General features: G+C 73.6%; 13 protein-coding genes. 7 read left to right on the top strand and 6 right to left on the bottom strand.

Annotated elements, in window-relative coordinates:
- Nucleotides 1–135: 135 nt before the first annotated feature.
- From AW27_RS05395 to AW27_RS05415, 5 genes are all read left to right on the top strand, one after another.
- Nucleotides 136–912 carry an MBL fold metallo-hydrolase gene (locus AW27_RS05395; protein WP_037915858.1) on the top strand — a complete coding sequence of 259 codons (777 nt, stop codon included), beginning with the start codon at nt 136–138 and terminating at the stop codon, nt 910–912.
- Nucleotides 909–1556: a DedA family protein gene (locus tag AW27_RS05400; RefSeq protein WP_236647438.1), complete on the top strand. Its 648-nt coding sequence runs from the start codon at nt 909–911 to the stop codon at nt 1554–1556. The genes AW27_RS05395 and AW27_RS05400 overlap by 4 nt, the downstream gene beginning before the upstream one ends.
- A 302-nt stretch (nt 1557–1858) precedes the next feature.
- Entirely contained in the window at nt 1859–3055 is a 1197-nt protein-coding gene (locus AW27_RS05405) for an acyltransferase family protein (protein ID WP_052030025.1), read from the top strand.
- Nucleotides 3056–3159: 104 nt separating this feature from the next.
- Nucleotides 3160–4425: an IS701 family transposase gene (locus tag AW27_RS05410; protein ID WP_304949835.1), complete on the top strand. Its 1266-nt coding sequence runs from the start codon at nt 3160–3162 to the stop codon at nt 4423–4425.
- 149 nt (nt 4426–4574) lie between these two features.
- On the top strand, nt 4575–5696 hold the full coding sequence (locus tag AW27_RS05415; RefSeq protein ID WP_052030024.1) for an IS630 family transposase: 1122 nt from the start codon (nt 4575–4577) through the stop codon (nt 5694–5696).
- Here AW27_RS05415 and AW27_RS05420 read toward each other — a convergent pair.
- The 3 genes from AW27_RS05420 to AW27_RS05430 all read right to left on the bottom strand — a co-directional run bounded on the left by AW27_RS05420 (nt 5693) and on the right by AW27_RS05430 (nt 8856).
- Entirely contained in the window at nt 5693–6853 is a 1161-nt protein-coding gene (locus tag AW27_RS05420; protein WP_078555792.1) for an MBL fold metallo-hydrolase, read from the bottom strand. The genes AW27_RS05415 and AW27_RS05420 overlap by 4 nt on opposite strands.
- Nucleotides 6854–6950: 97 nt before the next feature.
- Complete coding sequence (locus tag AW27_RS05425; RefSeq protein ID WP_037915854.1) at nt 6951–8168, bottom strand: aminotransferase class I/II-fold pyridoxal phosphate-dependent enzyme; 1218 nt, start codon at nt 8166–8168, stop codon at nt 6951–6953.
- A gap of 115 nt (nt 8169–8283) precedes the next feature.
- On the bottom strand, nt 8284–8856 hold the full coding sequence (locus AW27_RS05430; protein WP_037915850.1) for a TIGR03086 family metal-binding protein: 573 nt from the start codon (nt 8854–8856) through the stop codon (nt 8284–8286).
- A 247-nt stretch (nt 8857–9103) separates the two neighbouring features.
- Between AW27_RS05430 and AW27_RS05435 the strand changes: the two genes are divergently transcribed.
- Together AW27_RS05435 and AW27_RS05440 are read left to right on the top strand one after the other, a co-directional pair.
- Nucleotides 9104–9937 (top strand): methyltransferase domain-containing protein, encoded by an 834-nt coding sequence (locus AW27_RS05435; protein WP_037917883.1) that lies wholly within the window; start codon nt 9104–9106, stop codon nt 9935–9937.
- Between the two features lie 150 nt (nt 9938–10087).
- Nucleotides 10088–10264, top strand: coding sequence for a hypothetical protein (locus AW27_RS05440; RefSeq protein ID WP_157840145.1), 177 nt, complete (start codon nt 10088–10090; stop codon nt 10262–10264).
- Here AW27_RS05440 and AW27_RS05445 read toward each other — a convergent pair.
- The 3 genes from AW27_RS05445 to AW27_RS05455 all read right to left on the bottom strand — a co-directional run bounded on the left by AW27_RS05445 (nt 10254) and on the right by AW27_RS05455 (nt 13826).
- Complete coding sequence (locus AW27_RS05445; RefSeq protein ID WP_037915847.1) at nt 10254–12224, bottom strand: DUF5107 domain-containing protein; 1971 nt, start codon at nt 12222–12224, stop codon at nt 10254–10256. The two genes, AW27_RS05440 and AW27_RS05445, sit on opposite strands and share 11 nt — an antisense overlap.
- A gap of 64 nt (nt 12225–12288) precedes the next feature.
- A complete protein-coding gene (locus AW27_RS05450) occupies nt 12289–13188 on the bottom strand; it encodes an arginase family protein (protein ID WP_037915844.1) in 900 nt (299 codons plus the stop codon).
- Nucleotides 13189–13268: 80 nt separating this feature from the next.
- The gene (locus AW27_RS05455) at nt 13269–13826 is read right to left on the bottom strand and encodes a GNAT family N-acetyltransferase (protein WP_037915841.1); all 558 of its coding nucleotides are present in this window, start codon (nt 13824–13826) and stop codon (nt 13269–13271) included.
- Nucleotides 13827–13899: the final 73 nt, after the last annotated feature.

The raw sequence follows: 13899 nt of genomic DNA on the forward strand, positions 1-13899 counted from the left end.
CGGACCCTACTCCGATCCGCCGCCCGGGAGGAGGGGCTGCCGGATTCCGATTCGGGTGCGGTGGCGGAGCGGCCGGCCCGGCATGATGGGAAGGACACCCCGAGGCCGGCGGGACGGCGAGGGAGGGAGGGTCTGGTGCCGGTGGAGATCACCTGGTGGGGCCATGCGACGTGCACCGTCGAGGATTCCGGGGTGCGGCTGCTGACGGACCCGTTGTTCACCCGGCGGCTCGCGCACCTGCGACGGCGCCGCGGAGCGCTCCCGCCGCCCGAGGCGGCGGTGGCGGACGTGGTACTGGTGTCGCACCTGCACGCGGACCATCTGCACCTGCCGTCGCTGGGGCTGCTCGCGCCCGGCACCAGGATCCTCGTGCCGCGGGGTGCGCGGCGGGCGGTCCCGCGGCTGGCCCGGCTCGCCGGACTGCGCGGGCTGACGGTGACGGAGACGGCGCCGGGCGACGAGGTCCGCGTCGGGGAGGGCGTGCGGGTCCGCGCGGTCAGCGCACGCCACGACGGACGGCGGCTGCCGTACGGCCCGCACCTCGCGCCGGCGCTCGGATACGTGGTCCTGGGCGCCGCCCGGACGTACTTCGCCGGGGACACCGGGCTGTTCGACACCATGGCCGAGGAGGTGGGGCCGGTGGACCTGGCTCTGCTGCCGGTGGGCGGCTGGGGTCCGTACCTGGGGCCCGGACATCTGGACGCCGTACGAGCCGCTCACGCGCTGGCGCAGCTGGCCCCCGCGGCGGCGGTGCCGGTCCACTACGGGACGTACTGGCCGGTCGGGATGGACGCGGTCCGGCCCCACGAGTTCCACGCGCCGGGCCAGGAGTTCGAGCGGCGTGCCCGGCAGCTGGCGCCGAAGGTGTGCGTGCGGGTGCCGGGGCACGGCGAGCGGGTGCGGCTGCCGTGACCCTTCGCGCGTTCACGGCGGTGGCCGTGGCGGGGGCCGCGGGGGCCGGCCAGGTGCCGCCGGATACCACCCAGCAGGCAGTGGGCTACCCGGCGTTGTTCGTGCTGGTGGCACTGGGTGCGCTGGTGCCGGTGATTCCCACCGGCGCGCTGGTGAGTTCGGCGGCGGTGGTGGCCTTCCACCACCAGGCGCCGTACGGGGTGCTGCTCGTGTTCGGGGTGTCGGCGCTGGCGGCCTTCACCGGGGATCTGGCGCTGTACTGGCTCGGGCAGCGGGGGGTGCGGTCCCGCAACGGGTCGCGGTGGCTGGCCGCGTTGCGCGGCCGGGCCGCACCGGAGCGGCTGGCGCAGGCCCAGACCCGGCTGGACGAGCACGGGGTCACGGTGCTGGTGCTCTCCCGGCTGGTACCGGCGGGCCGGATCCCGGTGATGCTGGCCTGCCTGCTGGCGGAGCTGCCGCTGCGCCGGTTCGCCCGCGGCGACGGCCCCGCTTGCCTGGCCTGGGCAGCCACGTACGGCCTGATCGGCATCCTGGGCGGCTCGCTGTTCCCGGAGCCCTGGAAGGGCGTGGCCCTGGCGGTCGGCCTGGCGCTGCTGGTCAGCGCGGGCCCGGCGCTCTGGCGCCGGTTGCGGCGCCATCCCTGACGGGCGTCGGGGCGCGCCGAGCGGACCGACCCGACGCCCGTCCGGGGACGGACCGGGCTGCGATCCGAGCAGCCCGAGGGCGGCTCGGGCACGGCGTACCTGACCGCATCCCCGAGGTGCTGTGGCGTTTCTTCCCGGTGCGAGCGGCGGGGACGGGGGGCGGGCCGGGCCCGGCGCCTGTGACGAAACCTCCCGAGCCCGCACGCCGCCGGAGGCGCTCGGCAGCGTTGAGTAAGATCGGCGGGTTCAGCACTCCCCCATCGCATCCGGTGTCGCGACACCGAAGGATCATCAGAGGTGTCATGTCCGACGAACGGACCATCGCCAGGGACCGCGTCCCCGTGACCGCCGGATCACCGCAGAACGCCACCGACCGGGCACGGAGAGTGCTGTGGCGGGCCGGCAGGTCCCGGCGGGTCGGCGGTGCGACCGGGGCCGCGCGGGCACAGCGCATCGTGGTGCTGGACGGCTTGCGACTGCTCGCCGCGCTGTCGGTGGTCCTCTTCCACTACCTGGCCAGTTACGGGACGATCCCCTGGCAGCGGACGGCGGGCGAGCTCTTCCCCGCGCTGCACCGCATAGCCCAGTTCGGATGGCTGGGCGTGGCCTTCTTCTTCATGATCAGCGGATTCGTCATCTGCATGTCCGGGTGGGGGAAGTCACTCGGACACTTCTGGCAGGGGCGGGTCCTTCGGCTCTTCCCGCTCTACTGGGCCGCGGTTGTACTCTCCTCGGCGGCTGCTCGACTGGGTCCGCACGTTCCCGGCGAACCGAAGGTCACCTTCGGGCAGATGCTCACCAACCTCACGATGCTGAACGAACCACTCGGCGTCACCCATGTGGACAACGTCTACTGGACGCTCTGGGTCGAGCTCCGCTTCTACCTGCTCTTCTCACTGGTGGTCCTGCTGGGAAGCAACTACCGCCGGGTCGCGACCTTCTGCTGGATCTGGGCGTTGGGCTCGGTCATGGCACCCGCATCGGGCATTCCGCTGCTTGAGCAGCTTGTGATGCCCCGCTGGGCGCCCTTCTTCATCGCCGGCATCGCCTTCTACCTGGTCCGGCGGGCGGGCCGGCTCGAAGGGGAGACCGTGGGGATCCTGGCGCTCTCGTGGCTGCTGATGCAGCACCGCCTGCCGGAGATCATGGCGGGCGAGGGGCATGGCATCAACTGGAAGGTCTGCCTCAGCGCTGTCACGGTGATGTACCTGGTGATGTGCCTGATCGCGCTTGGCAAGCTGGACCGCATTCAGTGGCGCTGGCTGCCGATCGCGGGTGTGGTCTCCTACCCCCTCTATCTCGTGCACCAGTCGCTGGGCGTGCGGGTGATCTGGCGCTGGAACGAGCAGTGGGGTGCCTGGCCGACGCTGCTCGGTGTGATCGCCGGGATGGTTCTCTTCTCCTGGCTCCTGCACCGGGTGGTCGAGCGGCCGCTCGCCAGGCTGTTGCGGCAGGCGATGGGCCCGCGACGGGAGCAGTCGCAGAAGCTCGCAGCGTAGGGGAGGGACGGAGGAGACCGGCGGACGAAGCTCCCCTAGTAGGGCTTGGTCAGGTTCAGTCTTTGGTGGCGTGTCCAGTTGAGTGGCTGTGTCGTTGATCGGGTGTGACGCCTGAGGACTTGGCCGCGGTGCGGTGTGATCTGGAGGATTTCGCGGCGGAGGTTTTCGAGCCGTTCGCGCGGAATGATCAGCGTCGGTGGGGGCGGGTCTACCTGCGTGGGCTGCTGACCGACGGGCAGCGCAAGTCGGTCGAGCCGATGGCCGCCCGGCTGGGCGAGGACGGGAACCGTCAGGCCCTGGCCCACTTCATCACCACCAGTCCGTGGGATCCGGCGCATGTGCGGGCCCGGCTGGCCTGGAGGATGGAAAGGGCGATCCGGCCCACCGTGCTGGTCTTCGACGACACCGGGTTCCTCAAGGACGGCAATGCCTCGGCGTGTGTGTCGCGGCAGTACACCGGCACCGCGGGCAAGGTCACCAACTGCCAGGTGGGCGTCTCCCTGCACATGGCTTCGGATCATGCCTCGGCGGCGGTCGACTGGCGGCTGTTCCTGCCCGAGACCTGGGCGCCCGGGTCGGTGAAGGCGGATCCGGACAAGGTCGCCCGCCGCACCGCCTGCGGTATCCCCGACGACATCGGGCATGTGGAGAAATGGCAGCTGGCCCTGGACATGCTGGATGAGACCCGCTCGTGGGGCATCGAGGTGCCGCTGGCCATTGCGGACGCCGGATACGGCGACGCCGCGGCCTTCCGGCACGGCCTGCAGGCCCGCGGCCTCAACTACGTCGTGGGCATCTCCACCACCCTCTCGGCCCAGCCCGGCCCCGCGGTGCCGGTCGCCGAGCCGTACTCCGGGACCGGGCGCCCGCCGGTGGCGAAGTACCCCGACAAGCCGCAGTCGGTGAAACAGCTGGTCATCGCGGCCGGCCGGAAGGCGGCGAAGCCGGTGCAGTGGCGTGAGGGATCCCGGCCCGGCACGGGCCGCAGCGGCTTCAAGCGGATGTACTCGCGGTTCGTGGCCTTGCGGATCCGGCCTGCCGGACGCGAGGTCCGCCAGACTGTTGACGGACCGGAACTGCCGGAGTGCTGGCTCCTGGCCGAGTGGCCAGCAGGCCAGGCCGAGCCGGTCCAGTTCTGGCTCTCCGACCTGCCCGCCGACACCCCGCTGACCACCCTGGTCCGCCTGGCCAAGCTCCGCTGGCGCATCGAACACGACTACCGCGAGATGAAGCAGGCCCTGGGCCTGGCCCACTTCGAGGGCCGCACCTGGAACGGCTGGCACCACCACGTCACCCTCGTCTCCGTCGCGCACGCCTTCTGCACCCTGCAACGACTGGCCAGAGCCCCAAAAGACACGGCGCTGGCCTGACCCTCTACCGGATCATCCGCGAGCTACAAACCCTTCTCGCGACATGGAACGGCGCCTGCCCCACCTGTCACCGCGACATACCCACCCCAATACGGACCTGACCAAGCACTACTAGTGTCCTGCGCCAGTAGTTGATCGTTAGTTGGTATGTGACTTCTGCTGCTGGTGCGTCTGCTCCTCGTCGGGGCCCGAAGCTCGAGCCGTTGCTGCTCTCTACTGATGAGCGGGCGGCGTTGGAGCGGTGGACACGTCGGGCAACGTCGGCCCAGGCTCTGGCCCTGCGCGCACGGATTGTGCTGGCGTGCGCGGGGCCGGAGGTGCCGCCGATCGTCGCGGTCGCCAGGGATCTGCGGGTCACCGCGGACACGGTCCGCAAGTGGCGGCGGCGGTTCCTCGCCGAGCGGCTGGACGGGCTCGTTGACGAGCCGCGACCAGGCCGCCCGCCCACCATCAGCGTCGACCAAGTCGAGGCGGTCGTGGTCACCACGCTGGAGGAACTCCCGAAGAACGCCACCCACTGGTCGCGCAAGTCGATGGCGGACCGCAGCGGCCTGTCCAAGTCCACAGTGGGCCGGATCTGGCGGAAGTTCCAGCTCAAGCCGCATCTGACGGACACGTTCAAGCTGTCGACGGACCCGCTGTTCGTGGAGAAGGTCTACGACGTCGTGGGTCTGTACTTCAACCCGCCCGAGGGCGCGGTGGTGCTCTCGGTGGACGAGAAGTCCCAGATCCAGGCCCTGGACCGGTCCCAGCCGGTGCTGCCGATAATGCCCGGCATGCCCGAGCGGCGGACCCACGACTACGTGCGCAACGGCCTGACCACCCTGTTCGCCGCGTTCGACGTCGCCACCGGTGAGGTCATCAGCGCCCTGCACCGCCGACACCGGGCGGCCGAGTTCAAGAAGTTCCTGATCAAGATCGACAAAGAGGTGCCCGCCCATCTCCAGGTCCACCTGATCTGTGACAACTACGGCACCCACAAGACCCCGGCGATCAGGACATGGCTGGCCAAACACCCCCGCTTCCAGTTGCATTTCACCCCGACCGGCTCCTCGTGGATCAACCAGGTCGAGCGGTGGTTCGGCTTCCTGGCCGACCAGATGATCCGCCGCGGCGCCCACAAGAACGTCCAGGCCCTCGAAGCGGACATCCGTAAGTGGGTCAAGAACTGGAACGAAGACCCCAAGCCGTTCATCTGGACCAAGACTGCCGAGGAGATCCTCGACTCCCTCGCCCGTTTCTGCCGACGGATCTCCGGCGCAGGACACTAGGCCGCATCCGGCTCCGGACCGGCGCCGGGCCCGGGGCTGGAATCGAGGTCGGGGCCGGAATCGGGGTCGGGGCCCGGGTCGGGGTCGGGGTCGGGGTCGGGCAGGGAGCGGGACGCTCCGACCGGGAGGTCCCAGAGGTCCTCGCGGGGCCGGCCCGAGCGGGACCAGGCGGCTTGGGTGCGGTGCAGGGGCTCCATGACCGGTTCGGCGGAGAGCACGAACGCGGCCCAGTGCATGGGGGCCATCCGCCGGGCCCCCAGGTCGACGCAGGCCCGGACGGCCTCCTCCGGGTCGGCGTGGACGTCGCCGAGCCACCAGCGCGGGGCGTACGCGCCGACGGGCAGGAGGGCGAGGTCGATGCCCGGGTGGCGGCGGCCGATCTCGCGGAACCACCGGCCGTAACCGGTGTCTCCCGCGAAGTAGACCTTCCTCGGGACGGGGCTCAGGGTGTCGGTGAGGATCCAGCCGCCCCACAGGGACCGGCAGGTGTCGATCAGGGACCGCTTCGACCAGTGGTGGGCGGGGACGAACTCGAACCGTACGCCGCCCAGTTCGGCCGCCTCCCACCAGTCGAGGTCGGTGACCCGGGTGAAGCCGCGGCGGCGGAACCACCCTGCGAGGCCCGCGGGGACGAAGAAGGCGGTGTCCCGGGGCAGCCGCCTGAGCGTGGGGGCGTCGAGGTGGTCGTAGTGGTTGTGGCTGATCACGACCGCGTCCACCGGGGGCAGGTCCTCCCAGCGCACTCCGACGGGCGTCATCCGAGACGGCGTGCCGAGGATCCTGCGGGACCAGACCGGGTCGGTCAGCACGGTCAGTCCGCCGGTCCGCACGATCCAGCTGGCATGCCCGGCCCAGGTCACGGACACCGCGCCGGCCTCCGTCACGGGAAGCGGGCCCGGTTCGTACGGAAGATCCGGGATGCCGCGCAGCCCTTCGGGGCCGGGCCGGAAGGCGCCCTCGCGGGCGAGCCGGGCGAAGGCGCGGACTCCGGGGAGTGGGGTGGTGAGCCGGTCGGCGAACGAGCGGGGCCAGCGGCGGTGTTCACCGAGCGGGCGCGGGGCGGACGGGAGCGGCGCCCGCGGGGTGCCGGCCGGGCGTGGGGGCCCCGCGGAGGGGGCGGCCGGGGCGGGTGCGGCGGCGTCCGTCCGGTCCCTCATCGAGCAGTCTCCGTTCACCATGGTCCGGGGTCGGCCGGGGCGGGGGTCGGGGTGGGCCGGGGATCGAGGTGGGCTGGGGGTCGGGGTGGGCCGGGGGTCAGGCCAGCTCGGCCAGGACCGATCCGAGGAGGTCCAGGGAGCTCCGGACGTGGGGCAGCGCGAGCGGGTCCCGGGCGGTGAGCACGGCCAGCCGCTCCTCGGGGGTGGCGCCCAGCAGCGGTCCGGTGGACAGTCTGACCCGCAGTGCGCCCAGTTCGTCCGCGAACCGCTGTCCGCCCGGGGTGGGCGCGCCGAGCCGGCCGCCGAGCCAGTCCTCCAGTTCCATGGCGTCGCCGACCCCGTGCCGGGCGAGTCCGGCGCGCAGCGGGGTGAGGTCGGCGTAGAGGTGCCGCCCGGCCTGCGGGGGTCGGGCCAGCGCCCCCGCCGCGCGGAGCTCGCGGTACGCGGCGGCCGCCACCTGGCCGTGCAGGCGGGCGGCCGCGTGAGCGCGTGCGGCGACCGCTTCGGGTTCGTCGAGGGCGTGCGCGGCGGCACCGGCCACGGGTCCGGCGACCATCGCGCCGGTGGCGGTGAGGACGTCGAGGGTGCCGGCGTGCAGCCGGTCCCCGCGCGGGGTGTCGGGGAAGCGGACCACTGCTGCCGGCCAGCCGGCCGGCAGCAGTGCGCCGGACAGGTCGACGAGGACCGCCGCCTGTTCGGGCAGCATCTCGGCAGGGCTCAGGACGAGGTCGTCGTGGGGCCGGTGGACGGTGTCGCGCCAACTCTCGTCGCTGACGACGAACAGCCCGGCGGACGCAGCGGCCTCGCACGCCTCGCGCACCAGCTCGGGCGGCGGTACGGTCGCGGTCGGGTCGTCCGCGACCGACAGCAGCAGCACCCGCGGGTCACCGCCCTCGGCGCGGACCCGCCGTACGGTCTCCAACAGGGCGTAGGGGTCCGGAACGCCGCCGCACTCGGCCGGGGTCGGCACATGGTAGGCGCGCCGCCCGAGCAGCCTGACCTGCGGGGTCCACCAGGCCGGGCAGGGCCGGGGCAGCATCACGTCGCCTCCGTGGGCCCCGAGGAGGGCCAGGAGCAGCGCCGGGGCGCCGGGGCCCGCCGCGACGTTCTGCGGTGAGGCGGCCAGTCCGCGGCGACCCCAGTACCGGCAGGCCGCCTCACGCAGGGACGCACCGCCGCCCGGTGGCTGCGCGGAGCAGCGCCCGGCGGCCGCGCCGAGGACGGAGACGAGCTCGGAGATCACGGGCAGGCCGGGCTGGGGCGCGGGCGGGCCGTAGCGGACCGGCCCGCGGCCCTCCGCCACCGTGCGCTGCATCCCCTCCACCGCTGTCCGCCTTTCGCGTTCGCCGCACCGCTCGCTCTCCGCCGACCCTGACCTTTATACGATTGATTGCCCGCATATGCCTGTTGACGGATGCCGGACTGCGGATTCAGGCCTCACGCCCGGCCATCGCCAGCAGCCGGGTCTGAGCGTCCGCGCCGGCCGCAACCTCGACCGGCGCGGCGAACATGCCGCTGGCCGCCAGTGCGTCGGCGTACGGCATGAACTCCTTGATCGAGAACTCGACGAGCGTGTCGGGCAGCCGGTCGTCGGCGCCGATGCCGCGGCAGAGGTCCCAGGCGTGCACGACGCAGTCCGCGGTCAGCTGCGAGCAGTACGCCGCCCCGGGCGCGGGCCCGAACGAGAGCTGCACGGTCCGCTCCAGCGCGCCGGAGGCCGCGAAGGCGGCGTGCGCGGCGCCCGAGGCGCGGTCCCAGGCGGCGACCGGGTCGCCACCGAGCACGTCCCCGGAGAAGGCGTCGCCGAGCTCCTCCAGGGTGCGGCCCTCGGTGATCAGCGGCGGGACCCAGAGCTGCTCGCCGGTGACGTGGTTGACCAGGTCCCGGACGGTCCACTCCGTGCACGGGGTGGGCGCGCCCCACTGGTCGCCCTTCACGGCGCGCACCCGCTCACCGAAGAACCGCAGCGCTTCGGCGTGCCGTTCGAGCAGCGTGTCGGACATGGCTCCCACCGCCCTCCGCCGGGGGTGACGTCCCCTGGTGCCACTCTCCTCGCCCTGGTCCGGACCTGCCACCGCCCCGCCGATCCCCCTTGCGCGCCAAGAGGGTCGTCCACATTTCAATACGCCCATCTCGAAGTTCGGTCTGATCGCTTACGGTGGGGCCAGCGCTTCGACGAGGAGGGTTACGGCCATGGACGCCACGAACACCGCCACGAACGCCGCCGCGGACACAGCCGGAGGGACCGCGATGGACGCGGCCGGGGAGACCGCCGGGGAGACCGCCGTCTACACGCACGGCCACCACGAGTCGGTCCTGCGCTCCCACCGCTGGCGCACCGCCGAGAACTCCGCCGCCTACCTGATCGGCGAGCTGCGCCCCGGCATGACGGTGCTGGACGTCGGCTGCGGCCCGGGCACCATCACGGCGGACCTGGCACGGCTGGTCTCTCCCGGCGGCCGAGTCACCGCCGTCGACGCGGCCGCGGACGTCCTGGCCCGGGCCCGGGCCCACGTGGAGGAGCGCGGTCTGGGCGGCGCCGTGCGCTTCGCCGTCGCGGACGTGCACGCGCTGGACCTCCCGGACGACTCCTTCGACGTGGTCCACGCCCATCAGGTCCTCCAGCACGTCGGGGACCCGGTACGGGCGCTGCGCGAGATGCGGCGGGTGTGCCGGCCGGGCGGCATCGTCGCCGCCCGCGACGCCGACTACGCGGCGATGACCTGGTACCCGGCGACGCCGGGGCTGGACGGATGGCTGGACCTGTACCGGCGGGTGGCCCGCGCCAACGGCGGCGAACCGGACGCGGGCCGCCGACTGCGGGCCTGGGCCCGCCGGGCCGGTTTCACGGACGTGGCCTCTTCGGCCACGGCCTGGTGCTTCGCCACCCCGCAGGAGACGGCGTGGTGGTCCGACCTGTGGGCCGAACGGACGACCGCCTCCGGGTACGCGGACGCCGCCGTCCGCGGCGGCCACGCGACGCCCGGCGATCTGGAGGCCGCGGCCGGGGCCTGGCACGCTTGGGCCGCCGACCCGGACGCCTGGTTCACGGTCCTGAACGGCGAGGTCCTGTGCCGGGCCTGACCCGGACGGTCCCTTCGGAGGGCTCCCCCCGAGGATGGCGTGCGCACGTCACAGTTGACGGGCGCCCTCAAGTACACCGGGAGACCACCCCATGACGGGCCGCGGCCGGCGACTGCCTCACGAACGGCGGCGATCTGATCCGACCTCCGGGTGACCGGGTGCGGCGGCGACGACGCCCAGGACCAGGTGGTCCAGGTGTTCCCCGGAACCAAGGACACCGCCCTGTGCGAGGGACTGTCGGACATCGGCTACCACGATGAGCTGGACTTTGCCCGATGGCCGTCGGGCAAAGTCTTCGTCCGCTGCCTCGACGGGATCAAGAGGTAGCCGGCCGCATGCGGAAGTCATAGCGGGCGGGCAGCGGGCAGTCCGTGAGCGCGGACCACACCTCGGACAGGGTTTCCTCGCCCTCCCGCAGGTCGGGGAGTTCGAAGCCGTCCTCGAAGACCCGGCGGGCCGCCCGCACATGCCCCTCCGCCGCCAGCAGCCGGGCCGCCAACAGGCGGAAGCGCCCCTGTTCGCGCAGGGCCGGCCGGACCCGGTCCCAGACCGCACGGGCCTGCGGCAGCCGGCCCGCCGCCAGCAGCGCGGCCATCGCCTCCCGTCCGAGGGCCGACTCCGCGGCCGTCCACGGCTCGCCCCCGCGGTTCTCCGCCGCCAGGTCCTCGAAGGCCGCGGCGAAACCGTCGGCGGCCCGTGCGGCATCGCCCGCCAGCGCGTCCGCCACCGCCAGGCAGCGCAGCAGCGGCCACTGCGACGGGGCGAGCGCCAGCCCGCGCTCCCAGCTCCGTACCGCCTGGGCGGTGTCACCCGCGTGCCACTGGGCCACGCCCAGGTGGTACTCCGTCAGCGGGTCCGCGGGAGCCGTCTCCAGCATGTCCCGCCAGTGCGGGGCGACCAGGCTCGGCCCCGGCGGGACGACCCGGCGCGGCGTGGGCAGGACGCCCGTGCGCCACAGTTCCAGCCACGGCTCCTGCTCCTCGCCCAGCGTGGCCTCCTCGAAGGGCGTACCCGGCAGCCGGTGGCCCGCGCACAGCACCTCCAGCGCTCCCCAGCCCGATCCGACCGCCAGCCGCTCCCCCGGCTCGGTGTCGGCGCAGCCGTGCCACGCCTCGTAGGCCTCGTCCACGCGCTGCCGCGGCAGCACGGCGTCCAAGGCGTCCTGTGCCGCGCCGCGGGCGGCCGTCCAGTCCGCGCCGTGCACCGCCGAGGGATCCGCCGACAGCGGTCCGTACGCCTCCAGCCAGCTGAACTCCGCGCCGCCCTCCAGCCGTACGTGCTCCAGCTGGGTGCGGGCCAGCCCGGCCTGGATCTCCGCGTAGCCTCCCGTGCCCGGCTCGGTCAGCCACTCCTGCCAGCGCCGGCCGCCACCGCCCGCGCCCCACACGAACAGCTTGCGGCCGCGCAGCCGCCCGGTGGAGGCCTGCACCAGGCCCCGCCCGTCCGCGTCCAGGCAGGCGACCCAGGGCCGGGCCCCGTCCTCGACCTCGTAGAAGAAGTCGGCCGGGTACTCGCTGCGCAGCGGGTAGGTCCGGTCCGCGGCCTCCCACTCCGGCACCGGGATGCGGCGCAGCGAGCGCTCGTACCCGAAGTGCCAGGCCTCGTCGGCGGGGGCCAGGACGCGACTGCCCGGGTCCTCCGGGACGGCGGTGTTGGACCACCAGTACACCGGTGCGGGCCGCTCGTGCGGGTTGCGCACGCGGACGCCTGCGTACAGGAACCGCGAGTCCCCGGGGAGCCACAGGTCCACTTGGAACGGCAGGTCGCGCAGCCGCTCCCACTCCCACAGCCGGACCATCACGCCGCCGTCGGGAGCGGGGACCAGCGCGGCGTGCAGCGGGGCGCAGGAGAGGGCGGTGTGGCCGGTCGCGCCGGTGTTCCACTCGATGCCGCCGGAGAACCAGGCCCCGTTCAGCGCGAAGTTGGCGGGCTGGAACACCGGGTTGCGGTAGAGCAGTTCGCGGCCGGTGGGCAGCTGGACGAGCGAGTGGACGCGCCCGCCCAGGCCCGGCAGCACGGTCGCGCGCAGGTGCTCGTTCTCGATGACGACGGCCTCGAACTCCCGCTCCGTGCGCACCCGCCCGTACCCGTCGCGGATCCGTACGGGCAGCAGCGAGCGCAGCGGCTCGTACCCGATCTGGCGGGCCATCTCACGCGGCATGCCGTCGCGGGAGCGCGCGTCCAGGACGTGCACGCCGTCGGGCGCCTGCAGGGCGGGCAGTGGGTTGTCGGAGCCCAACGGGGCTGCGGGGAGGGTCAGTACGGCGCGTCGGACGGTGGTGGCCATAAGGAAAGGGAACACGCCACGGCGGCCGGTGCACAGGGGTTCCGCGGATCACCACCGGTCAGGATTACGCAAAGGCCCCCGTCACCAGATCCGCCAGGAGCGTGCCCGCCCGGCCGTCGGGGTCGAGATCCGGGTCGTAGACGGTGACGTTCAGCCCGGCGCACCGCGGTGACCCGACCAGAACGCCCAGCAGCTCCGCGACCTCATCGGGCAGCAAGCCGCCGGGGGCGGGGCTGTCCACGGCGGGCATCGCCTCCGGGTCGAGCACATCGGCGTCCAGGTGCACCCAGAACCCGTCGGTCACCGGCGGGATCAGGCCGTCCAGCGCGGACCGGGCGACGGTCGCGGCGCCCCGGCGGCGGATCTCGCCGACGGTGGCCGCGAAGATCCCGGCCTCCGCCAGCTCGGGCAGGTCCGCGTCCCCGTCGCGGATCCCGAACAGCCGGACGTCCTCGTCCCGCAGGTACGGCGCGAGCCCCTCCAGGTCGCTGAGCGAGGGCTGGCCGCGACCGGTGGCCAGGGCCAGTTCCTCGCCGGCCGCGGCGCCGACGGGTCCGTTGACGGCGGTGTTGCCCGGGTGGCGGAAGTCGGCCGAAGCGTCGACGGCGGCTAGGCCGTAGCGGCCGGTCCGGCGCATGGCGAGCGAGGCGCCGAGCTGGATGGAGCAGTCCCCGCCGAGGACGACGGGGAACTCCCCGGCCCGCAGGTGGCGTTCGATCCGGTCGGCGAGGGCGACGGTGTACGCGGCGAGCGCGTCGGCGTTGAAGACGCCGTCGCCCTCCGCCCAGTCGCCGCGGTCGTAGCGGGGCGGGACGACGACACCGCCCTCGCGCGCCCCGAGCCTGCTCAGCAGGGCCTGCTCGCGCAGGGCGCCCGCGAGCTTGTAGACGCCGGGGACAGTCCCGGGCGCGGGCGGCCGCAGTCCCAGGTTGGACGGGGCATCGAGCAGTACGAGGGTGCGCATCCCCTCATCCTGCGCGATGCGGAGCCTCGGCGGCGGGCATCGTCGCGGACCGGGCCCGCACGGCGCGGGCCCGGGCGGCGTCACCGGGTGCGGGGCATCCCTGCGGTGAGGGCCCAGCGTTCGTGGTCGCGCCAGGCGCCGTCGACCCGGAGGAAGTCCGGGGAGAGCCCCTCCAGGCGGAAGCCGGCGCCCCGCACCAGGGCGATCGAAGCGGTGTTGCCGGGCTGGACGTTGGCCTCCAGCCGGTGCAGGCCGAGGCCCTCCCCGGCGGGGGCGAAGGCGTGGTCGAGGACCAGGCCCAGGGCTTCGCGCAGGAGGCCCCGGCCGGCGGCGTGCGCGAAGGCCCCGTAGCCGAGGGCGCCGCACTGGAACGCGCCCCGCACGATGTTGTTGACGTTGACGAATCCGGCCAGGGCGCCGGTGCCGAGCTCGCACACGAGGAACCCGGCCCGGGCGTCGCCCGCCGTCAGCCGGGTCGCGTAGGGCGCGTACTCCTCGATGGTGGCGGGCGGGAAGAGCCAGGGGCCGTGGAGGCCGCGGCTCTCGCGCACACGCGCGGTGAACTCGGGTCCGTCAGAGAGCCGGTAGGGCCGCAGGCCGACACGACCCCCTTCACGCAGGAACGCAGAAACGGTCATCGGCCCAGGGTAGGGGTCCTCCCGTCATCCGCGGCGGGCGCCCGGCGGCCGGGCGGGGACGGCGCGACCGGGC

Source organism: Streptomyces sp. PCS3-D2, assembly GCF_000612545.2.
Taxonomy (GTDB): Bacteria; Actinomycetota; Actinomycetes; order Streptomycetales; family Streptomycetaceae; genus Streptomyces.

What these genes read in the sequence shown, in the direction of transcription:
- AW27_RS05405 (WP_052030025.1), top strand. Translation starts at nt 1,859, where the DNA reads ATGTCCGACGAACGGACCATCGCCAGGGACCGCGTCCCCGTGACCGCC.
- AW27_RS05420 (WP_078555792.1), bottom strand. Translation starts at nt 6,853, where the DNA reads ATGAGGGACCGGACGGACGCCGCCGCACCCGCCCCGGCCGCCCCCTCC.
- AW27_RS05425 (WP_037915854.1), bottom strand. Translation starts at nt 8,168, where the DNA reads ATGCAGCGCACGGTGGCGGAGGGCCGCGGGCCGGTCCGCTACGGCCCG.
- AW27_RS05430 (WP_037915850.1), bottom strand. Translation starts at nt 8,856, where the DNA reads ATGTCCGACACGCTGCTCGAACGGCACGCCGAAGCGCTGCGGTTCTTC.
- AW27_RS05435 (WP_037917883.1), top strand. Translation starts at nt 9,104, where the DNA reads ATGGACGCGGCCGGGGAGACCGCCGGGGAGACCGCCGTCTACACGCAC.
- AW27_RS05445 (WP_037915847.1), bottom strand. Translation starts at nt 12,224, where the DNA reads ATGGCCACCACCGTCCGACGCGCCGTACTGACCCTCCCCGCAGCCCCG.
- AW27_RS05450 (WP_037915844.1), bottom strand. Translation starts at nt 13,188, where the DNA reads ATGCGCACCCTCGTACTGCTCGATGCCCCGTCCAACCTGGGACTGCGG.
- AW27_RS05455 (WP_037915841.1), bottom strand. Translation starts at nt 13,826, where the DNA reads ATGACCGTTTCTGCGTTCCTGCGTGAAGGGGGTCGTGTCGGCCTGCGG.